This window comes from Devosia sp. XK-2 (assembly GCF_037113415.1).
In the GTDB taxonomy this organism is placed as follows: Bacteria; Pseudomonadota; Alphaproteobacteria; order Rhizobiales; family Devosiaceae; genus Devosia.
Genome location: NZ_CP146608.1, coordinates 102,236 through 123,950 on the forward strand (window position 1 = coordinate 102,236; position 21,715 = coordinate 123,950).

Below are 21,715 nucleotides of genomic sequence, written 5' to 3' on the forward strand. Positions count from 1 at the left end.
GGCTTGCTTCGGGCCCCGCAATCTGGTGTTCTCTGCGCCAATAGGCGTTCCCGCCGTGACGGGCGGGTCTGAGGGGAACATCGGTGTCGCAGGAAGAAGTACCGCCCGCCTCGCGCGGCAAGCGGGGTGTCAAGCCATCGGGCAAGCCCACGCTCAAGACCATCGCACAAATGACAGGGCTGGCGGTCACCACCATTTCGCGCGCGCTCAACAATGCACCCGAACTGGCCCAGGAAACCCGCGATCGCGTGCAAAAGATCGCGGCCGAGATCGGCTATATGCCCGATCGCGCAGCGCTGCGCCTCAAGACGGGCCGGACCAATGTCATTTCGCTCATTCTCGAGCCTGACGAGCAGATCTATGGTTTCGGCACCAATCTGGTGACCGGCATTTCCGAGGCCCTGCGCGATACCAGCTATCACCTGGTCATTACGCCGCTCTTTCGCAATGTCGAGCCGATCGAACCCATCCAGCATATCGTGCGCAACCGCATGGCCGATGGCGTGATCTTTTCAAAGGCCGAGGCCTTCGACGAGCGCATCCGCTTCCTGCTCGACAATGAATTTCCCTTTGTCAGCCATGGGCGCAGCCGCTGGCCCGAAGGGCATCCATTTGTCGATTTCGACAACGAGGCCTATGCCTATGGCGCCACCATGCGGCTGGCGGCCAAGGGCTGCAAGCGCGTCTCGATCATCCTGCCCGATAGCGCCCTGACCTATACCGGCCATCTCAAAGCCGGCATGGAGCGAGCGGCGCGCGAAGCCGGCATCGACTTCGAATTCGCCGCCGACGTGAATCTGGGCAGCCCCACCGACGCCATCCGCAATTATGTCATCAAGCGCGCCAAGCGCCCCGACCGGCCCGATGGCTATGTCTGCGCCTCGGAAATTTCTGCCCTCGCGGTGACCGGCGGCCTCAGCGATGCGGGCCTGGTGGTCGGCGAGACGGCCCATGTGGTGACCAAGCAATCCTCGTCCATGTTTGCCCAGTTCCAGCCGGGGGCGGAAACCGTCGAGGAGGACTTCGTGGCCGCCGGCCGCAATCTGGGCAGCCTGCTCCTGCGCCGCATTGCCGGGGAAACCGAGGGCCTGCAATTCATCGCCCAACCGGTCTTCGACTGGGAGACGTGAGGGCGATAGGCAGATGCCCGACCTATCGCCCCCGCCCCACAGGGGGGAGGGAAGCGAAGGGGCCGGCAATCCAGCTCATATTGAATCGCTCCAGTATTCAGGTCATGCCCGCCATTCGAGCGCAGCTCTCATGGCCTCCTCGCCTCCATTCGCGCCACTGGCGCGAATGGCCCTAGCGGGACGGGTCGGAGCCTTCGAGCTCCTCGCGTAACATTTCAAGCTCCAGCCATTGCTCCTCGGCGGCAGCCTTTTTCGCGGCAGCCGCCTCAAGCGCTTTGGACTTTGCGGCAAAGCCATTGGGGTCGCGATTGTAGAAATCCGGCGCCGCCAGAGCCGCATTGAGCGCTGAAATCTCGCTTTCGAGCTTGCCGATTTCCCTGGGCAGGGTTTCGAGCGCGTGCTTTTCCTTAAAGCTCAGCTTGCGCTTGGTAGCAGGCGGAGGCGAAGCGGGCTGCGCCTTGGGTTTTTCGGCTTTGGCGGCCTTTTCCACCACACGCGCCGACACACCAGATCCGCGCTGGGCCACCATATCCGAATATCCCCCGGCATATTCGGTCCAGCGCCCATCGCCCTCGGCCATGATCACCGATGTCGCGACGCGATCAAGGAAGTCGCGGTCATGGCTGACCACGACCACGGTGCCAGCGTAGTCCGAAACCATTTCCTCGAGCAGATCAAGCGTCTCAAGATCCAGATCGTTTGTCGGTTCGTCCAGCACCAGAAAATTGCTCGGCAGGGCCAGGGCGCGGGCCAGCGCCACGCGGGCGCGCTCGCCACCGGACAGCTTGCCGATCGGCGTATTGGCCTGTTCGGGGGTGAACAGAAAGTCCTTCATATAGCCCACGACATGCTTGGGTTCGCCATTGATGTGGATGGTGTCGCTGCCGCCGCCAGTCAGCGCATCTTTCAGCCGCGTATCCGGGTCGAGCCGCGCCCGTCCCTGGTCGAGCATGGCCAGTTCCAGCGCGGCGCCGAGTTTGATCGTGCCGCCATCAGGCTCCAGCAGCCCGGTCAGCATCTTGATCAAAGTCGTCTTGCCCGCGCCATTGGGGCCGACAATGCCCACACGGTCGCCCCGCAGCACGCGGGTCGAAAAATCCCGAACAATGGCGCGTGACCCAAAACTCTTGGAAATGTTTTCGGCCTCGGCGACCAGCGCGCCGGAGGTCCGCCCTTCGCTCACCGCCAAGGTCACCGCGCCGGTAACCTTGCGCTGCTCGCGGCGTTCCTGTCGGAGATTGGCCAAGCGTTCGAGGCGGCCCACATTGCGCTTACGCCGGGCGGTGACGCCATAGCGCAGCCAATGTTCCTCGCGCACGATCTGCCGATCAAGCTTATGCCGCTCCTTCTCCTCAAGCTCCAGCACCTCGTCGCGCCACCCCTCGAAGGCGGCAAAGCCCTTTTCGATGCGCCGGGTGACGCCGCGGTCGAGCCAGACGGTCGAGCGGCTGAGGTCGGACAGGAAACGCCGATCATGGCTGATCAGCACCATGGCAGACCGCATCTGGCTGAGCTCGTCCTGCAGCCATTCGATCACCGGCAGGTCGAGATGGTTGGTGGGCTCGTCGAGCAGCAGCACATCGGGCTGCGGCGCCAGGACCCGCGCCAGGGCGGCGCGCCGGCCCTCGCCGCCCGAAAGCGTGGTCGGATTTTCCGTGCCCGTCAGACCCAGCGCCTCAAGCAGATATTGCGCCCGGTAGGGATCGTCGCCAGGCGCCAGGCCGGCCTCGACATAGGCCAAGGTCGTCGCAAATCCCGACAGGTCCGGCTCCTGCGGCAGATAGCGGATGGTGGCGCTGGGCTCGGCAAAGCGCTTGCCGCCATCGTGCTGGACCAGGCCGGCGGCAATTTTGAGCAGGGTCGATTTGCCCGAGCCATTGCGTCCGACCAGCGCAATGCGCTGCCCCGGCGACACGATGAGTTCGGCCGCCTCGAGCAATTGCGTGCCGCCAAAGGTCAGTTGAATGTCCTGCAGGGAAAGAAGAGGAGGCTGGGCCATATCACGTCCGGGAGCTATCGGCCCGCATAGAGCATGGGGTCGTGCCGATGGCAATCATAGGAGAAATGAAAGAGGCCGGTCAGGACGTTGAGGATCCTGGCCGGCCCGGGGAGACGGCAGCAGCAGGCCCCGTCGCATATGGACGCTCTGACCCACAGGCCCCAAGGGGTCGCAGCGCCATGAGCGCAATCAAGCATTCCTAAACATGATTGTCAAACTCATATTTGAGTTTGCCAGTCAGTTTTTTTAGGCGGCATTGACCGCTTCGTCTGCGGTCAGGCCCAGGCGCTCGCGGATCGAGCGTTTCTTGCTGGCAAGGTCCGCAATCGTATAGCCGTTCAACACTTCGAAAAAGGCACCCAGGGCCTCGCGCAGCGCCCCATTGAGATCGCATTCCCCGATCAGGGGACAATCGGCGCCGTCCTCGAAACATTCGGCCAGGGCGAAATTCTCTTCGGTCAGGCGGATGGTCTCGAGCAGCGTGATCTCTTGGGCCGGCTTGCCCAGCTTGATCCCGCCATGGCGTCCACGCACGGTCTGCAGCAGGCCATTTTCCACCAGCGGCTTGATCAGCTTGAACAGGAACAATTCCGAAATGCCATAGGCGCGGGCAATTTCTGCAACCCGGCTCAGACCCGGCTCGTTGACCGCGCAATAGACCAGTGTGCGGATGGCATAATTGGATTGGCGGGTCAGTCTCACAGGAAGCCTTTCTGCTGCGTCGCGCGAGCGCTTTTGCGCGGTCGCTACCCTTATTAACGTGACCGCTAGCTTATAACCATTCTAAAAAATGTCAATTAATCTTGATGGGTATGGTCATGTTAATTTGTGATTGCGCGCAGGACTGGACAGGGTCTTAACTTCTACCTATGAATTTAATGGGGGCAGGAGGAGATTTGGTGTGGAGAAAACGGTTACTCGCGCCATGTTAGGAGAAGGTGCCGCCGATGCGACCGGCCTGTCGCGTCACGACACCACCCAGATTGGCGAACGCATGTTCGAACTGATCGGCGACGCGCTCAAGCGCGGCGAATCGGTCAAGCTCAGCGGCTTTGGTACGCTCGATGTGCGCTCCAGGGCCGAGCGTGTCGGACGCAATCCCCGGACCGGCCAGGAGCATCGCATCGCGCCCCATCACACGGTTGTGCTGATCCCCAGCGCCCGTCTGCGTGAGGCGCTCGAATTGCTGCCCGCCGGGAAGCCGAAGGCTCAGAAGTAGCGGCGGTAAAGCGGCATTTCGGCGGCCCCGATTGCGGGTGCCAGCCGGCCCAACCGGCCGCCGATAACCCGCGGCATGACAAAGCCCCGCGTAGCCAGACACGCCATCTCGGCTTCAAGGCGCGCCAGCAACCGCGCGCTGATCGTCCCATCCAGGGCCGTATCCAGAACGATCAGCGGGTGCTCGACGATCATGCTCGTATTGTGCACCATCTGGGCCAGCGCCTTGGCGGCGTCGCCGAGCCAGCTCTCGATCGGCTCGGCCATGGCCTCCAGGTCCCAGCTTTCGATCGGCTGGTCGGCACTGGGATGGCCGGCCGCGGCCAGGCGCGCCCGCAGCGCAAAAAGCGAGGCAATCTGGTGGACCAATTGCGGTCCTTCCGGCCCTACGCTGACCAGGGTGGACCCCAGATCCACGGCATGACCGGTCGAACCTTCCCAAAGCGCGCCGTCGCCCACAATGCCGGCAAGCAGCAGATGCGACACCAAAAGCACAATCACATTGGCCGGGCGCGGCGCTTCCAAGGCGATCAATTCGGCCCAGCAGCCGGCATTGCCATCATTGATCAGCACCGGGTTGAGGCAGGTGCGCTTGGCCAGTTCGGCCATGATGTCGAGCTGGCGCCAGGCCGCGACCTGCGCCGGCGGCGCCCCGATCAGGTCCAGATCGGCGGCCAGCGACCCGGGCATGGCAATGCCCACATCGAGCAGCCGCAAGCGCTGTTCGGGTGTCAGCGTGGCTGAAAACTGGTCGATAATCGCACCGATGCGGTCGAACAGGGTTTCGGCATCGGGATAGTCGTGGCTCTCATGGTGGTGGCGCAGCACCTGAACATGCATGTCGATCAGCACGATATCCAGGTGTCGCCAGCCGATCTCGATACCAATGGCAAAGCCGCCGTTCTGGTTCAGCAGGATCGGCGTTGCCGGTTGTCCTCGCCGGCCGCGCAAAACCGGCCCGCGTACGATCAGTCCTTCCTGCTCCAGATCGACCAGAATGGCCGACACAGTTTGCGGCGCCAGCCCCGTCAGGCGCGAAATCTCTGCATTCGATGCCCCGGCATTGAAGGCCACCACCGTCAGCACGGTTTTTTTATTGGTGTGGCGGACACCGGCATGGCGGACGCCGCGTCGCCCGGACTCGAACACATTGCCCGTCGGCTCCCGGCCACTGAGCATGGCAATCATCTCCTGCCGGTCAGAACGGGCCGGCGACAAGGGTTTTGGTTCATGGATGTAAGGACACCGGCCAGAAGGCGGTCGGTGCCATAGCGATCACGCCGCAGCGCAATGCCAGCAAGTGCGATCTGTCGTCAAGTGACGGACTCGTCTCATTTTTTTTCCGGCACTCCCGCCCCGCGGCCCGACGGGCCAAAGGGATAGGGGCCTTGTCGATGAAACATATGTCAAGGTTGACATTTTGTCAGGCCCGCCCTCGCGGGGCCGGCGGATAATGCGCCTATTTGCCGCTATCCGTCAGCAGGTCCAGCGCCTCTGCACTCAGGGTCAGCCGAACGCCGCGGGCCAGGCTCCCGACCTGTTCGACCGAGCTGGCCGAGGCGATGGGGGCGCTGACCCTGGTCTGCGCCACGAGCCAGGCCAGCGCCACCTCGGCCGGTGTCGCGCCCAGCTCGGCCGCAACCTGATCCAAGGCGCCCAGAATGCTCAGCCCTTTGGCATTGAGATATTGCCCCACACCGCCCCCGCGCGGCGACTGCCCCAGATCGTCCTGGCTGCGATATTTGCCGGTCAGGAAGCCTGAGGCGAGGCTATAATAGACGATGGCGCCCACCTCATTTTCGAGCAAATAGGGCCTGAGCGCATCGAATTCGGCCCGGTCATAAAGATTGTAGCGCGGCTGGGTCACCTCATAGCGCTGCAGCGATTTGACCACCGCGGTCTGTTGGGCATCGGCCATCATCTGCGCGCTATAATTGGAAGCGCCGATGGCGCGCACCTTGCCCGCCCGGATCAGCCCGTCATAGGCCTCGAGCGTTTCCTCATGGCTCGCCTCCGGGTCCGGCCAATGGCTGAAATAGAGATCGACATAGTCAGTCTGCAGCCGCTTGAGCGAGGCTTCGATACCGGCCTTGATGGCGTCCGGTTTGAGGCCCCCCGGCTTCTTGCCGGAATTGACCTTGGTGAAAATATGCATCCGGTCGCGATTGCCGCGGGCCTTGAGCCATTTGCCGATAATGGTCTCGCTCATGCCCGCAGGATTGCCCGGCACCCAATTGGGATAGCCCTCGGCCGTGTCGATGGCGGTAAAACCGGCGGCTGCATAGGCATCGAGAATGGCAAAACCATTCGTTTCGTCCACAGTCCAGCCAAAGACATTGCCGCCCAGCACCAGGGGCTCGATCACCAGTTCACTGCGTCCAAGGGGCCGACGGTTCATTGTATGTCTCCATTGTTGCTTGCCGGTTCCGCACCGGCCTTATCGCTTCGCGGCACGCGCGGGGCGCACCATTGCAGGGCTTCGGCTATGGATCGGAAGGACCCGGAAAGATCGATAAAGGCGAATGCCCCTTCCATATCGTCACTGTGGCGCAGATAAACAAATGTGCCGTGACGCAATCCATCCAGAAGCCAGCCGTCCACATCGTCGAGCCGCGCGCCATAAGGCGTTTCGTCAGGCGTGGCGCTGAGGGTGCGGGTCTCCCGATCCAGCGTCATCTCCCAGCTGCCGCGATCGCCCTGCGGGCGGCTCGAATAGACGTGAATGCCGGTGGTAAAGTCCTGCTCGCAGCGCACCGCAAGACAGGTGAAGTCGTCAAGGTCCGAGCCGCGGGCGCAGCCCATGCTGGCCCGGTCGCCCTCACCCGGCAGCGGCGAATAGTGCCAGCCCGGCTGCTGGCCCGCTGCCGGCAATGTCCCGTTCAGGGCAAGGGCAATCAGCGCTGCGGCTCGATAAGGTCCCATTTATTCCCGTAAAGGTCGGCGAAGACCGCCACAATGCCATAGGGCTCGTGCCGCGGTTCCTCGAGAAACCGCACGCCCCTGTCACGCATCTGCCTATGATCGCGGACAAAATTGTCCGTTTCAAGAAACAGCATGACCCGCCCGCCGGCCTGTCGGCCAATCACCGCCTGCTGTTCGGGGCCATCCGCCTTTGCCAGCAAAAGCCGCGCGCCGCCCACGCGCCCGGGCGGCGACACCAGCACCCAGCGTTTGCCGGGCGCCAATTGTGTGTCCTCCAGCAGCGAAAAGCCAAGCGCGTCGCGGTAAAAGGCGATGGCCTCGTCATAATCGGCAACGACAAGGGCGATGGTGGCAATTAACTGATTCATGGGCAAAGCTGACGACGCCAGGGGGGCGGGCGTCAAGGGCGCCCCGATCCAGCCGAACGGATCGATGGGGAACCGTCCATTTCTGTTGAAATGCCCATTGGCGATATTTGTCTTGACCAATTGGTCAACTCTGCCCATTGCGCTCCCGCAATTTCTGGGCTTTTGTAGCATCCAAGCCTCGGAAGGAACGCCGGGTGCGCAATAAAATGTCTCGGGAGACAACAATCATGAAATTGATGAAAACCTTGATGGCGGCGACCGCCATGCTGGCTTTGGCTGCTGGTGCAGCGCAGGCAAAGCAGCTGGTCTATTGCTCGGAAGCCTCGCCCGCCCACTTCGATCCCGGCCCGCTGACCGGTGGCAATGATTTCGATGCCTCCTCGCAGCCGCTCTATAACCGCCTTGTCGAATTCGTCACCGGCACGACCGAAGTCGCTCCCGCCCTGGCCGAAAGCTGGGAAATCTCCGAGGACGGTCTGGAATATACGTTCCACCTGCGTCCCGGCGTCAAATTCCACACCACCTCCTATTTCACCCCGACGCGCGATCTCAACGCCGATGACGTGATCTTCTCCTTCGAGCGCCAGTACAAGGAAGACAATCCCTGGTTCAACTATCTCGAAGGCATGAGCTGGGACTATTTCCAGGGCATGGACATGCCCAAATATATCGCTTCGATCGAAAAGATTGACGATCTGACCGTCAAGTTCACCCTGACCGAGCCCAATTCGCCCATGATCGCCAACCTGGCCATGGACTTTGCCTCGATCGTCTCCAAGGAATATGCCGATCAGCTCGAAGCTTCGGGCGATATGGCGGCCTTCTCGACCCAGCCGGTCGGCACCGGTCCGTTCCAGCTGGTCGACTACCAGCTCGATACCGTCATCCGCTACCAGGCCTTTGCCGACTATTGGGATGGCAAGCAGCCGATCGACGACCTGATCTTCGCCATCACCACCGACGCATCGGTGCGCGCCCAGCGCCTCATGGCCGGCGAATGCGATATCATGCCCTATCCCGCGCCCGCCGATATCGAGGTGCTCAAGGCCGACGAAAACATCACGGTGATGGAGCAGGAAGGCCTCAATATCGGCTATATCTCCTACAACACCACCGAAGCGCCCTTCGACAATGCCGATGTGCGCAAGGCGCTGACCATGGCCATCGACAAGCAGGCCATTATCGACGCCGTCTATCAGGGTGCCGGCCAGGACGCCAAGAACCTGATCCCGCCCACCATGTGGTCCTATGACGATTCCATCGCCGCCGACGTCTACGATCCGGAAAAGGCCAAGGAAATGCTCGAGGCGGCCGGTGTCACCGACCTGACCACCGACCTCTGGGCCATTCCGGTTTCCCGTCCCTACAACCCGAATGGCCAGCGCGTTGCCGAACTGATCCAGTCCGACTGGGCCAAGGTTGGCGTCACCGCCAATATCGTGACCTATGAATGGACCGAGTACCGTACCCGCGGCAAGCTCGAGGACCGCATGGGCCCGTTCATGATCGGTTGGACCGGCGACAATGGCGATCCGGACAACTTCTTTGCCACCCTGTTCTCCTGCTCGGCCATTGGTGTCAGCAATTATTCGAGCTGGTGCAATGAAGAGTTCGAGGCGGCCATCCAGGCAGCCAAGCAGACTTCGGACCAGGCCGAGCGCGCCGCGCTCTACACCAAGGCCCAGGAAATCTTCAAGGCCGAAGAACCTGCCATCACCCTGGCCCATAGCCGCGTGTTCATGCCCATGAACAACAAGGTCATCAACTACAAGATGAGCCCGCTTGGCACCCACATCTTCAAGGGCGTGGACATCCAGGAATAATCCGGACCTCGTCCCTCAAACAGGAGCCCCGATCCGCTTCGACGGAACGGGGCTCGCTTTTCAAACGAAGAGCCATTCCGCGAGGCATCGCAATGCCCGTAAGGAACGGCCAAATCAGGAAATGGGACCGGCCGATCCGCCGCGTCTGGCGGCGGATCGCCATCCTCAGGGCGAAAGACCCAATATGCTGACCTACATCCTGCGCAAGCTGGCGCTGCTGGTGCCAACCATCATTGGCATATCCATATGCGCCTTTGCCTTTGTCCGCGTCCTGCCGGGTGACCCCATCCTGGCCATGGCCGGGCAACATGGCGTGTCGCCGGAACGCTATGAGATCCTCAAGGAGCAGTTTGGCTTCAACCTGCCCATCTGGCAGCAATATTTCAATTATCTCGGCTCGGTGCTGCAGGGCGATTTCGGCATTTCGCTAGCCACCAAACGCCCGGTCATCAACGAATTCATGACCCTGTTTCCAGCCACGATCGAACTTGCCCTGGTGGCCATGCTCCTGGCCGTCGCCATCGGTATTCCCGCCGGCATCTTTGCCGCCGTCAAGCGCGGCTCCTGGTTCGACCAGCTTACCATGGGCGTGGCGCTGACCGGCTATTCCATGCCTATCTTCTGGTGGGGCCTGCTGCTCATCATATTTTTCTCCGGCTATCTGGGCTGGACGCCGGTCTCGGGGCGCATCGCCCTGACGTTCTTTTTGCGGCCCATTACCGGCTTCATGCTCATCGACACCCTGCTCTATGGCAATTGGGCGGCCTTTGTTTCGGCCCTGCGTCACCTGATCTTGCCGGCAATTGTGCTGGGCACCATCCCGCTGGCCGTCATCGCCCGCCAGACCCGCTCCGCTATGCTTGAGGTTCTGGGCGAAGATTATGTGCGCACGGCTCGCGCCAAGGGCATGCCGCCCGGCCGGGTGATCAACGTGCATGCCCTCAGGAATGCGCTGATCCCGGTGGTCACCACGATCGGCCTGCAGGTGGGCCTGCTGCTGGGCGGCGCTATCCTGACCGAAACGATCTTTACCTGGCCCGGCATCGGCAAGTGGATGATCGATTCCATTTCCAAGCGCGACTATGTGGTGGTGCAATCCGGTCTTTTGATCATCGCGCTCATCGTCATGGCAGTGAACCTGCTGGTCGACCTGCTTTATGCCCTGATCAACCCGCGCATCCGGGTGCAATAATATGACAGTCAATCAAACAGCCACCCAAAGCGCCAAGCCGATCTCGGCGCTGCGTGAATTCTGGTACTATTTCTCGGTCAATCGGGGCGCCGTCATCGGCCTCACCGTATTTTCCATCCTGCTGCTGGTCGCCATTTTCGCGCCGCTCATTGCGCCCTACGCGCCAGAGGCGCAGTTCCGCGATGCGTTGCTCAAGCCGCCGATCTGGATGGAGGGGGCCGATCCCCGCTTCCTTTTGGGCACCGATCCGGTGGGTCGCGATATCGTTTCGCGCCTCGTCCATGGCGCGCGCTATTCGCTTTTTATCGGCTTTTTCGTCGTGGTGGGGGCGCTGATCGTCGGTGTCGTCCTGGGCGTCTTGGCGGGCTATTTCCGCGGCTGGGTCGATGTCGTCATCATGCGCGTCATGGACATCATCCTGGCCTTTCCGCCACTACTGCTGGCCCTGGTTCTGGTGGCCATTCTGGGGCCGGGCCTGTTCAACGCCATGATCGCCATTGCCCTGGTGCTGCAGCCCCACTTTGCCCGCCTGGTGCGCGCCGCCGTCATGGCCGAGAAAAACCGTGAATATGTGACCGCCGCCAAATTGTCCGGCGCCGGCCATATCCGCCTCATGCTCATCACCATCCTGCCCAATTGCCTCGGTCCGCTGATCGTGCAGGCCACATTGAGCTTCTCCAACGCCATTCTGGAGGCCGCCGCGCTGGGCTTTCTGGGCATGGGCGCGCAGCCACCGACGCCCGAATGGGGCACCATGCTGGCATCGGCCCGCGAATTCATCATCAAGGCCCCCTGGGTCGTGACCTTTCCAGGCCTGGCCATCCTGATCACGGTTCTGGCCATCAACCTGATCGGGGACGGGCTGCGCGACGCGCTCGATCCCAAGCTCAAGAGGAGCTGACCCATGTCCCTGCTTGAGATCAAAAACCTGACGGTCGCTTTCGACACTTCGGTGGGCCTGTTCAAGGCCGTCGACGGCATCGACATTTCCGTGGACGCCCGCGAGGTCCTGGCCATTGTGGGAGAATCGGGCTCCGGCAAGTCGGTGGCCATGCTGGCCACGATGGGCCTCTTGCCCGATACGGCCACGGTAACGGCCGACGTCATGCGGTTCGAGGGCCGTGACCTGCTCACCATGTCCGAAGCCGAGCGCCGCACCATCATCGGCAAGGACATTGCCATGATTTTCCAGGAGCCCATTGCCAGCCTCAATCCCTGTTTCACCGTCGGCTTCCAGATCGGCGAAGTACTCGACCGGCATCTGGGCCTTAAGGGACGTGCGGCACGCGATCGGGCCATAGAACTGCTCGAACTGGTGGGCATTCGCGAGGCTGGTGGCAAGCTCTCGTCCTTCCCCCACCAGATGAGCGGCGGCCAATGTCAGCGCGTGATGATTGCCATGGCCCTGGCCTGCAATCCCAAACTGCTCATTGCCGACGAGCCAACCACAGCGCTCGACGTGACCATCCAGAAGCAGATTCTTGATCTCCTGGTGCGGCTGCAGGCCGAAACCGGCATGGCGCTGATCATGATCACCCACGATATGGGCGTGGTGGCCGAAACCGCCGACCGGGTGATCGTGCAATATAAGGGGCACAAGATGGAGGAGGCCGATGTGCTCTCCCTGTTTGAAAACCCGCGATCGAACTATACGCGCGCGCTGCTCTCGGCCCTGCCGGAAAATGCGGTGGGCGATCGCCTGCCGACCGTGTCAGACATGCTGTTTGAAGCCGCACCCGGAGTGAGCCGATGAGCACACCTGTCCTCGAAGTCCGCAATCTCACGCGTGACTATGTGACCGGCGGCGGCTTTCTACGCCCGGCCAAGGTTCTGCACGCTGTAAAGGGCGTCAATTTCACCCTCGAAAAGGGCAAGACCCTGGCCGTGGTGGGCGAAAGCGGCTGTGGCAAATCCACCCTGGCGCGGATGATTACGCTGATCGATCAGCCCACATCGGGGGACATTTTCATCGATGGCCTGCCGGCCAGCGCGGCCAATGTGACGCGACAATTGCGCCAGAAGGTGCAGATCGTCTTCCAGAATCCCTATGGCTCGCTCAATCCGCGTCAGAAGATCGGCGATGTCTTGGCCGAGCCGCTCTTGCTCAATACCGACATGTCCGGTGCCGAGCGGCGCGACAAGGCCATGGCCATGCTGACCAAGGTTGGCCTGGGGCCCGAGCATTTCAATCGCTATCCGCACATGTTCTCGGGCGGGCAGCGCCAACGCATCGCCATTGCCCGGGCGCTGATGCTCAATCCCAGCTTCCTGGTGCTCGACGAGCCGGTCTCGGCGCTGGATCTTTCGGTCCAGGCGCAGATCCTCAATCTGCTCAAGGACCTGCAGGACGAGTTCAACCTCACCTATGTCTTTATCAGCCACGACCTTTCGGTGGTGCGCTATATCGCCGATGAGGTCATGGTCATGTATTTCGGCGATGTGGTCGAACATGGCAGCCGTGAAGCGGTCTTTGCCGATCCGCAACACGACTATACCAGGACCCTGTTTGCCGCGACGCCCAGAGCCGATGTGGAGAGCATCCGGGCCCGCATCGCCAGGAAAAAGGCAGCCGCCTAGGCTCTGTCATGTTCTGGCTGGAACGAGAGGCTTGCCCCTCCCCTCCCCCTTGAGGGGAGGGGCCGGGGGTGGGGGTCCATCAATGACCCACAAACCACCCCCACCCTCATTCCCTCCCCTCAAGGGGGAGGGAGGCGCAGGAACCGCCGATCCCGATCAAGTCTGACACGCTCTAAACCGCGACGCGCCGCCCCTCCTTGCCCGAGCGGATCAGCGCGTCGATCAGTCTATGCACATCGAGCGCCGTGCGGCCGGTGGAAACCGGCGGCCGTCCGGCCTGAACCGCTTCGGCAAATTCGGCAATCTGGGCCATGTGCCAGTCGAACGGGAAGGCCATGGGATCGGCCCCGCCGCCCGAATTGGACGCCTCGCCAATGGTCTCATTGCGCCCTTCAAGCCAGTTAAGGGTCAGATTGCCGCCGGTCAGGGTGGCGCTGGCGTGATCGAAATTGAGCGTCAGGCTCTCCGCCCCGCCGGGGAAATTGGCAGTGGTGGCCATGAGACCCCCCACCGCGCCATTGGCAAATTCCATGCCCCCGGCCACGAAATCCTCGGTCTCCATCCGGTGCAGGCCTGTGGTCGCCGATAGCGCCGTCACCGCCCTGACCGGGCCGGTCAGGCTCAGCATCAGGTCGAGCGAATGGATGGCCTGGGTGATCAGTACCCCGCCACCATCCTGGGCGAAGCTGCCGCGGCCGGGCTGGTCGTAATAACCCTTTTGCGGCCGCCACCAGGGCACGACCAGATGCACCGCCTGCAGCGCGCCCATCTCGCCCGAAGCGACCTTTTCGGCCAGCGCCCTGGACGCCGCGCGGAAGCGGTGCTGGAAGATGATGCCCAGCGTGACCCCCGCATCTTCGCACGCGGCCACGATCCGCTCGGCGGCCTCGGTGGAACGCTCCACCGGCTTTTCCATCAGCACATGCTTTCCCGCCTTTGCAGCGGCCGCGACTATGTCCTGGCGCGCATTGGGCGGGGTCAGCACCAGAATGGCGTCCACCGCCGGGTCGGCCAGCAGCGCCTCATAGCTTTGCGCGGCGGGGAAGCCATATTCGGCGCAGAACCGATCGAGCTCGTCCCGGTTGCGCCGCCAGACGCCGCGCACATCGATCCGGTCCTTGAGCGCATTAAGGGCCAGCGCATGGGGTTTTGCCGCCATGCCGGCGCCCACGACACCCAGTCCGAATTTGCTCTGTTCATGCGCCATTCAGCCGCCTCCTTCTATGCCATGGTCGCGCCATTTTCACGGCGCTCAACTGCCCATCGGGGACATTGGAAGAGGGACCTAGCATGAAAATCGTGGGGATTGTTGCCGCAGTTTTTCTCGCGGCAGGAATTGCGCTGGCCGGCTGGTTTGTCGGCAGCTCGCTGGTGGAAAGCCGCCAGCCTTTGCGCGTGGTCACGGTCAAGGGGTTGAGCGAACGCGCGGTCGAGGCCAATCTGGGCTTCTGGCCCATCCGCTTCGTGGCCACGGGCCCAACCCTGGAGGCGGCACGGGCCAGCCTTGAAACCTCGGAAGCCTCGGTGCGCGCCTTCCTGGCCGATCGCGGCTTTGCCGACACCGAAATCCAGGTGCAGAACGTGCTGGTGGAGGATCGGGCCGCCGGCTACAGCGCCTCGTCCATGAATGACGAATATCGCTTTGTCTTGACCGAGGACATGCTGGTCACCACCGACCGGGTGCAGGACCTGGCCGATGCCAGCCGCTCGGTGGCCGATCTCCTGCGCCAGGGCGTGGTCTTTTCCTCCGACGCCTATAGCGCGGGGGCCAGCTTCGTGTTCACCGGCATCAATGACCTCAAGGGCGAAATGCTGACCGAAGCCACCCAGCGCGCCAAGGAAACCGCCGAACAATTCGCCGCCGAATCCGGGGCTCAGGTGGGCGATATCCAGACCGCCAATCAGGGTGTTTTCGAAATCCTGCCGGCCGTCGAAATTCCCAATGACCGGCCGGAAAAGCAGATCGACAAAAAGGTGCGCGTGGTCACCACCATCACCTATTTCCTGGTCGACTGACGCTATGGGTGGGGCCTTGGGGCCCCGCCTCACCCGACCCGCTTCTGCTGCCCCTTGCGCAGGAATTTTTCCAGGTCGTCCCGCGCCATAGGCCTGGCCAGGGCATAGCCCTGCAGCACCTCGCAGCCCAGATGCTTGAGGATTTCGGCATGGTCCATGGTTTCCACGCCCTCGGCGACGATCTCGATATCCATGGATTTGCCGATATCCACGATCGAGGCCACCAATTGGCGCTGCGCGGGTTCATCCAGAATGGGATTGATCAATTGCCGGTCGATCTTGAGCCGGCGCGGATGCAGTTTCTGCAGGGAAACGATCGAGGCATAGCCCGTGCCGAAATCATCGATCTCGACATCGATGCCAAGCTCCTTGATCTGGTCGATATTCCAGGCAACGATTCCGTCGCTTTCGTCCAGATAGATGCTCTCGACCAATTCGAAGGCCAGGCGCCCGGGCGGCAGCGACAGGGCCCTGAGCCCGTTGACCAGGTCTTCATCGGTCAGGCGGCGCAGCGAGACATTGACCGAGACGCGCGGGACGCGCAGGCCTTTGGCATCCCAGCGCTTGAGATCGGCCAGGGCCTTGTCCAGGATGAGCTTGTCGATCTGGGCCACGACATTGAGTTCTTCGGCCACATCCATGAACTGGTCCGGCGTCTTGATCGTGCCATCGGCATGCCGCCAGCGCGCCAGCGCCTCGACCCCGGTCAGCTCCAGCGTCTGGGCGTCGAACTGAGGCTGATAGACGGCGAAAAACGCGTCATTATCCAGGCCCGTGAGGATTTCGTCGGCCACCCGCTTGGTGCGCACCACCTCGGCCTGCAAGGCGTCGGTGAAAAATTCGTGCCGGTTCCGGCCCAGCGCCTTGGCGCGATAGAGCGCGATATCGGCATTGACCAGCAATTGATCGACATTGATATAGGCCGACCGGGACACGGCCACGCCGATACTGACGCCGAAGCGGATTTCATGTCCCTCATGCTGGGCCGGACGGCTCATTTCACGCACGATCCGGTCAGCGATCAGGCGCAGGCGTCCATCATTGGGGCCGGCGGTGGAGACGATGACGAATTCGTCGCCCCCGATGCGCGCCACAAAATCGGTCTCCCGGCAATTGGCCCGCAACACCTTGCTGGCATGAACCAGCATGGCATCGCCCGCCGCATGCCCCAGCGTATCGTTGATCTGCTTGAAACGGTCGAGGTCAATATGCAGTAGCGCGATCGAGCCGCTGCCATGATAGCCATCGGCCGCGTGGCGCTTGAGAACCTCATCCAGATAGCGCCGGTTCGGCAGCCCCGTCAGGCTGTCATGCAGGGCATTATGCTCGATCCGGATGCGGGCCGTCTCCAACTCGCTATTGCGCGCATCGGCCTGGCTCTTGGCGCGGCGGAGATCCTCATTGAGTTCGACGTCCCGGGTCACGTCCCAATTGACCCCGACGACCTTGTCCGGTTGCCCCGGCTCGCTGTGAAGCATGCCCACGGAGCGGATATAGCGGATTTCGCCATCGGGCAGCAGCACCCGGTAATCGGTTTCGTAATAGCCCGACCGGATCATGGTGCGGTAGGTGTTCTCGGCCCGCTCGCGATCCTCGGGATGGACGGCCCGTTGCCAATCCCCATGGGTGCGCGGCCCGCCATCGAGCGGCAGGCCGAAAAGCTCATTATTGCGGTTGTCCCAGGTCTCTTTGTCGGTGGATGTATCCAGTTCCCACACACCGACCTTGGACACCGCCAGGGCCAGGTTGAGGCGCCGGGTCAGGCGCGCCAGTTCCACCTCGCGCTCGCCCAGCTCGCGGATATGATCGTGCCGCTCACGGACCATGCGGCTGGTGACGAAGATGGGAAACAGGATCAGCATGCCGGCCAGAAGGATCATGCCGCGCAGGGTCCAGGTCGTGAACGGATCGGCCCCCCAGCCCGCTTTGGGCACCGCGGCGATCTGCCAACTGCCCGACGGCAGGATCACATCGGCAATGACCGGATCGTCCTGACCCAGATCGGGTCCGTAAAACCGCTCGCCGGCCCCGCCCAGGCCGTCATGGCCGGTGACCGAAATATCCAGGTTCAGAGCGGGGTCGACCAGGCCGCTATCGATATAGAGCTGGTCGACATCGACCACCGCCGAGACCAGGCCCCAGAACTGCCGGTCCGGGCCCGAGCCGGTAAAGACCGGGAAACGTCCCACGAAACCCTGGCCGCCCTGCACCAGATCGACAGGACCGGCAATGTTGAGCTGGCCGGTTTCGAGCACCGTGCGCACCGCCGGCCATTGCGCCGGAACGTGCCGATAATCGAGACCAAGTGCGGCCTCGTTCCCGGCGCGCGGATAGGTCATGCGGATGACCAGATCGGGCGCTGCCGCCACCGAACGCAATTGGCTGTCTTCCTCGAAGACCTTGCCGACCAATTCGTCATAGCGCGCCTGATCCATGTCCGGCTCGGTCGAAATGACCGCAACCAGGCCCTTGATGAGCTGGATATTGCTCGCAATATGCCCCTCGAGCTTGGCGCGGATCACCGAAATCTGATTGAGCGCATCGGCTCTTTGGCGCTCTTCGGCCAATTGCTGGTTCTGCCGGTCGACAAGCAGGGCCGCAACCAGCATTGCGGCAAGCGCGAGCAGGACCGGAATGGCCATGGTCCGGCGCCAATCGCCGCGATGTTCTGCTGTCCGTCCCTCGTTCATTCCGCTGCCTGAAAAAGCCCCCTGACGCCTTCTGCGTCCAGCGGCCAAGACTAGGCGGGGAAACTTGACGGGATGCTTACCACGCCGGGCATTTCCCGGCTTGGTAAAGGATGCGTAAACACCTCGGCATTAGAGCACTTCCAGCAAAAGTGGCGACGGTTTTCAGCGTTTCAACGAAACGGCCAAGGCCTTAGGGCACCACGGTCTTGATGATCGAGGCGTCGAGCGCCTCATAGTCATGCAGGCCGATCACGTCATAGAGCTCCTGGCGGGTCTGCATCTCGTCCAGCATCGCCTTGGTGCCGCCATCGCGCTTGATGGTGGCGTAGAGCTTTTCCTGCGCCTTGTTAGCCACGCGCAGCGAGGAGACCGGCCAGATGACCATGGAATAGCCCAGGGCCTCGAATTCGCTTGCGGTCTGATAGGGCGTGCGGCCGAATTCGGTCATGTTGGCCAGAAGCTTGACCCCCGGCATGGCCTTGGCGAAGTCACGGAACATGTCCACGCTGGTCAAGGCTTCAGGGAAAATCGCATCGGCCCCGGCCTCGATATAGAGCTTGGCGCGGGCCACGGCACCATCCAGCCCCTCGCTGGCCGCCGCATCGGTGCGGGCGATAATCACCATGTCCCGGCGCGCCCTGGCGGCCGCGGCCACCTTGGCGGCCATGTCATGGGCGTCGGCCAGTTTCTTGTCATTGAGATGCCCGCATTTCTTGGGCAGCAACTGGTCTTCGAGATGCACTGCACCGGCGCCCGCTTCCTCGAAGGTGCGCACCATATGCATCACATTGAGCGCCTCGCCATAGCCAGTATCGCCATCGACCAGCAGCGGCAGGCCTGAAGCGCGGGCAATCTGGCGGATGAAAAAGGCCACCTCGTCCACGGTAATGACGCCGAGATCCGGCAATCCCATCGAGGCGGTCATGGCCGCGCCCGAAAGATAGAGCCCCTCAAAACCGGCATTTTTCGCCTGAATGGCGGCATGGCCATTATGGGCGCCGGGAAGCTGCAGGATCTGCTTGCGGTCAAGCAGGGCGCGAAATCGGCTGCCGGCAGTTTCGCGGGGCAGGTCGGCGGAAACGAGATAGGGCATGGGCCTTAGGCCTCCTTGCGATCCTTGAGCGGCACGAATGACAGGTCTTCGGGCCCGGTATAATTGGCCGATGGGCGGATGATTTTGCCGTCCTGCCGCTGCTCGATCACATGCGCCGACCAGCCCGATGTGCGGGCAATGACGAAGAGCGGCGTGAACATGGCGGTGGGAACGCCCATCAGATTGTAGGAGACGGCGCTGAACCAATCCAGGTTCGGAAACATCTTCTTGGCGTTCATCATGACGCTCTCGATGCGCTCGGCAATTGCATATTGGCGGCCGGCCCCTGCCTTGTCGGCAAGGCTTTTGGCGACGCGCTTGATGACGACATTGCGCGGGTCCGACACCGTATAAACCGGGTGACCGAAGCCGATGATGACTTCCTTATTGGCCACGCGTTCGCGGATATCGGCCTCCGCCTCATCGGGCGAGGCGTAGCGCTCCTGGATCTGGAAGGCGACTTCATTGGCGCCGCCATGCTTGGGGCCGCGCAGCGCGCCAATGGCCCCGGCAATGGACGAATACATGTCCGACCCGGTGCCCGCGATGACGCGGGCGGCAAAGGTCGAGGCGTTGAATTCGTGCTCGGCATAAAGGATGAGTGAAGTGTGCATGGCCCGCACCCAATCCTCATCCGGGCGCTTGCCATGAAGCAGGGTCAGGAAATGCCCGCCAATGCTGTCATCGTCGGTTTCGACCTCGACGCGGCGGCCATTATGGGCGAAATGGTACCAATAGAGCAGCATGGACCCCAGCGACGCCATCAGCCTGTCGGCAATGGCCCGGGCGTCAGGCGCATTGTGATCATGGCTCTCGGGCAGGGTGCAGCCGAGCACCGAGACACCGGTGCGCATCACATCCATCGGGTGCGCCGCCGCAGGCAGGGCTTCGAGCGCCGCCCGCACCGCCAAAGGCAGGCCACGCATGGATTTCAGCCGCGCCTTATAGGCGGTCAGCTGCGCCCGCGTGGGCAGGGTGCCGTGGACGAGCAGGTGCGCCACCTCCTCGAACTCACTGGTTTCGGCCAGGTCGAGAATGTCATAGCCGCGATAATGCAGGTCATTGCCGGTGCGGCCGACGGTGCAAAGCGCGGTATTGCCGGCGGTGACGCCCGACAGGGCAACCGATTTCTTGGGCTTGAAGCCTGGTACTTCGGTCATCTGCGCCTCCTTTAGAAAATCCCCGCGGGAGCCTCGGGACCAAGCTGGTCCGGCGAAACCACGAAATTGAGCGCCTTGACCTCGGCAGCGGTCAGCGTCGGCAGGCGTTCGACCAGAGCCAGGAAGCGGTCCTGCTCCTCGCGCGAGACAATGCCTTCGGCCAGGGTACGGAATTTTTCGATATAGTTGGCGCGCTTGAAGGGGCGGGCGCCATTGGGGTGCGCGTCGGCAACGCCCAGTTCATCGGTGATGACGGTGCCGTCTTCCATGGTGACGATCACCTGGCCGCCATAGGCCATGTCCTCGCCCTTGGCGTGATAGCGCTGGGTCCAGATCGGGTCTTCTTCGGTGGTGATCTTGTGCCAGAGCGCCACGGTTTCGGGCCGCTGGGCGCGCTCGGGGGCATAGCTCTTCACATGGTGCCAGCCGCCATCTTCGAGCGCCACGGCGAAGATATACATGATCGAGTGATCGAGCGTTTCGCGGCTGGCCTTGGGGTCCATCTTCTGCGGATCATTGGCGCCGGTGCCGATCACGTAATGGGTGTGATGGCTGGTCTTGATCAGGATCGATTTGACCTTGGTGAGATCGCCGATCTTGGGTCCCATGCGGCGGGCCAGATCGATCAGCGCCTGGCTCTGATACTCGGCCGAATATTCCTTGGTATAGGTATCGAGAATGGCGCGCTTGGGCTCGCCCTTTTCCGGCAGCGGCACATGGTAGAGTGCTGTGGGGCCGGACAGGAGATAGGCGATGAACCCGTCTTCCCCTTCATAGGCCGGGGAGGGCGCGCCTTCCCCGCGCATGGCGCGGTCGACCGCCTCGATGGCCATCTTGCCGGCAAAGGCCGGGGCATAGGCCTTCCAGGTCGAGATTTCGCCCTTGCGCGACTGGCGCGTGGTGGTGGTGGTATGCAGCGCCTGCTGAATGGCCTGATAGGTCACTTCGGTGGAAAGACCGAGCAGGGCGCCAATGCCACCGGCCGCCGAGGGGCCGAGATGGGCGATATGGTCGATCTTGTGTTCATGAAGGCAAATGCCTTTGACCAGATCGACCTGGATTTCATAGCCGGCAGCAAGACCGCGCACCAAGGCTGCACCATCGAGCCCCTTGGCCTGTGCCACGGCCAGAATTGGCGGGATATTGTCGCCCGGATGGCTGTAATCGGCAGCCAGGAACGTGTCGTGGAAATCGAGCTCGCGCACGGCCACGCCATTGGCCCAGGCGGCCCATTCAGGCGAAACCAGCGTATCATTGGCAAGGCCGAAAACCGGCGCGCCCTTTTCGGATTTGTGCCCCAGCGCCTGGGCACGGGCCGAGCGGATTGGGCCGCGGGCAATCGAGGCAGCGGCAACGGCGGCATTGTCGATAATGCGATTGCCGATCATCTCGATGACATCATCCTCGACCGGCACCGGGTCGGTCGCCACGGCGGCGAGCTTCCAGGCAAGCTGGTCCTCGCGCGGCAAATGTTCGGCCGATTTATAGGTGCGTACGTCGTGGATTTTCATCTCTGCTCTCCATTCG

Annotated in this window: 19 protein-coding genes; 8 read left to right on the forward strand and 11 right to left on the reverse strand. The window is 62.4% G+C overall.

Annotated elements, in window-relative coordinates; translation table 11 throughout:
• Nucleotides 1-83: 83 nt before the first annotated feature.
• Nucleotides 84-1,130: a LacI family transcriptional regulator gene (locus V8Z65_RS00560; protein ID WP_338721848.1), complete on the forward strand. Its 1,047-nt coding sequence runs from the start codon at nt 84-86 to the stop codon at nt 1,128-1,130.
• A 172-nt stretch (nt 1,131-1,302) separates the two neighbouring features.
• Here V8Z65_RS00560 and V8Z65_RS00565 read toward each other — a convergent pair whose 3' ends face one another.
• Nucleotides 1,303-3,129, reverse strand: coding sequence for an ATP-binding cassette domain-containing protein (locus V8Z65_RS00565; RefSeq protein ID WP_338721849.1), 1,827 nt, complete (start codon nt 3,127-3,129; stop codon nt 1,303-1,305).
• A 246-nt stretch (nt 3,130-3,375) separates the two neighbouring features.
• A complete protein-coding gene (gene rirA / locus V8Z65_RS00570; protein WP_338721850.1) occupies nt 3,376-3,831 on the reverse strand; it encodes an iron-responsive transcriptional regulator RirA in 456 nt (151 codons plus the stop codon).
• Nucleotides 3,832-4,054: 223 nt separating this feature from the next.
• Between rirA and V8Z65_RS00575 the strand changes: the two genes are divergently transcribed.
• Nucleotides 4,055-4,348 carry an HU family DNA-binding protein gene (locus V8Z65_RS00575; protein WP_338721851.1) on the forward strand — a complete coding sequence of 98 codons (294 nt, stop codon included), beginning with the start codon at nt 4,055-4,057 and terminating at the stop codon, nt 4,346-4,348.
• On the opposite strand, the gene V8Z65_RS00580 is transcribed toward V8Z65_RS00575, so the two are convergent.
• From V8Z65_RS00580 to V8Z65_RS00595, 4 genes are all read right to left on the reverse strand, one after another.
• Nucleotides 4,339-5,526 (reverse strand): ROK family transcriptional regulator, encoded by a 1,188-nt coding sequence (locus tag V8Z65_RS00580; protein ID WP_338721852.1) that lies wholly within the window; start codon nt 5,524-5,526, stop codon nt 4,339-4,341. The genes V8Z65_RS00575 and V8Z65_RS00580 overlap by 10 nt on opposite strands.
• A 280-nt stretch (nt 5,527-5,806) precedes the next feature.
• Nucleotides 5,807-6,745 (reverse strand): aldo/keto reductase, encoded by a 939-nt coding sequence (locus tag V8Z65_RS00585; protein WP_338721854.1) that lies wholly within the window; start codon nt 6,743-6,745, stop codon nt 5,807-5,809.
• Entirely contained in the window at nt 6,742-7,269 is a 528-nt protein-coding gene (locus V8Z65_RS00590; RefSeq protein WP_338721855.1) for a hypothetical protein, read from the reverse strand. The genes V8Z65_RS00585 and V8Z65_RS00590 overlap by 4 nt, the downstream gene beginning before the upstream one ends.
• Nucleotides 7,242-7,637, reverse strand: a complete 396-nt coding sequence (locus tag V8Z65_RS00595; protein ID WP_338724087.1) for a VOC family protein — start codon at nt 7,635-7,637, stop codon at nt 7,242-7,244. The genes V8Z65_RS00590 and V8Z65_RS00595 overlap by 28 nt, the downstream gene beginning before the upstream one ends.
• A 227-nt stretch (nt 7,638-7,864) precedes the next feature.
• Here V8Z65_RS00595 and V8Z65_RS00600 point away from each other — a divergent pair, with 227 nt between their 5' ends.
• From V8Z65_RS00600 to V8Z65_RS00620, 5 genes are all read left to right on the forward strand, one after another.
• Nucleotides 7,865-9,460, forward strand: a complete 1,596-nt coding sequence (locus V8Z65_RS00600) for an ABC transporter substrate-binding protein (RefSeq protein ID WP_338721857.1) — start codon at nt 7,865-7,867, stop codon at nt 9,458-9,460.
• A 184-nt stretch (nt 9,461-9,644) separates the two neighbouring features.
• Nucleotides 9,645-10,652 (forward strand): ABC transporter permease subunit, encoded by a 1,008-nt coding sequence (locus tag V8Z65_RS00605; protein ID WP_338724088.1) that lies wholly within the window; start codon nt 9,645-9,647, stop codon nt 10,650-10,652.
• A gap of 1 nt (nt 10,653) precedes the next feature.
• Nucleotides 10,654-11,553 (forward strand): ABC transporter permease subunit, encoded by a 900-nt coding sequence (locus V8Z65_RS00610; RefSeq protein ID WP_338721858.1) that lies wholly within the window; start codon nt 10,654-10,656, stop codon nt 11,551-11,553.
• 3 nt (nt 11,554-11,556) lie between these two features.
• Nucleotides 11,557-12,405, forward strand: coding sequence for an ABC transporter ATP-binding protein (locus tag V8Z65_RS00615; RefSeq protein WP_338721859.1), 849 nt, complete (start codon nt 11,557-11,559; stop codon nt 12,403-12,405).
• Nucleotides 12,402-13,229: a dipeptide ABC transporter ATP-binding protein gene (locus V8Z65_RS00620; protein ID WP_338721860.1), complete on the forward strand. Its 828-nt coding sequence runs from the start codon at nt 12,402-12,404 to the stop codon at nt 13,227-13,229. Before V8Z65_RS00615 ends, V8Z65_RS00620 begins: the two co-directional genes overlap by 4 nt.
• A gap of 172 nt (nt 13,230-13,401) precedes the next feature.
• Here V8Z65_RS00620 and V8Z65_RS00625 read toward each other — a convergent pair whose 3' ends face one another.
• On the reverse strand, nt 13,402-14,436 hold the full coding sequence (locus tag V8Z65_RS00625) for a Gfo/Idh/MocA family oxidoreductase (RefSeq protein WP_338721861.1): 1,035 nt from the start codon (nt 14,434-14,436) through the stop codon (nt 13,402-13,404).
• An 83-nt stretch (nt 14,437-14,519) separates the two neighbouring features.
• Between V8Z65_RS00625 and V8Z65_RS00630 the strand changes: the two genes are divergently transcribed.
• Nucleotides 14,520-15,245, forward strand: coding sequence for an SIMPL domain-containing protein (locus tag V8Z65_RS00630; RefSeq protein WP_338721863.1), 726 nt, complete (start codon nt 14,520-14,522; stop codon nt 15,243-15,245).
• A 29-nt stretch (nt 15,246-15,274) separates the two neighbouring features.
• On the opposite strand, the gene V8Z65_RS00635 is transcribed toward V8Z65_RS00630, so the two are convergent.
• From V8Z65_RS00635 to V8Z65_RS00650, 4 genes are all read right to left on the reverse strand, one after another.
• Nucleotides 15,275-17,935: an EAL domain-containing protein gene (locus V8Z65_RS00635; protein ID WP_338721864.1), complete on the reverse strand. Its 2,661-nt coding sequence runs from the start codon at nt 17,933-17,935 to the stop codon at nt 15,275-15,277.
• Nucleotides 17,936-18,125: 190 nt separating this feature from the next.
• Nucleotides 18,126-19,028: a methylisocitrate lyase gene (gene prpB / locus V8Z65_RS00640; protein WP_338721865.1), complete on the reverse strand. Its 903-nt coding sequence runs from the start codon at nt 19,026-19,028 to the stop codon at nt 18,126-18,128.
• A 5-nt stretch (nt 19,029-19,033) separates the two neighbouring features.
• Nucleotides 19,034-20,188, reverse strand: a complete 1,155-nt coding sequence (prpC, locus tag V8Z65_RS00645) for a 2-methylcitrate synthase (protein WP_338721866.1) — start codon at nt 20,186-20,188, stop codon at nt 19,034-19,036.
• A gap of 11 nt (nt 20,189-20,199) precedes the next feature.
• On the reverse strand, nt 20,200-21,699 hold the full coding sequence (locus tag V8Z65_RS00650) for an MmgE/PrpD family protein (protein ID WP_338721867.1): 1,500 nt from the start codon (nt 21,697-21,699) through the stop codon (nt 20,200-20,202).
• Nucleotides 21,700-21,715 lie beyond the last annotated feature (16 nt).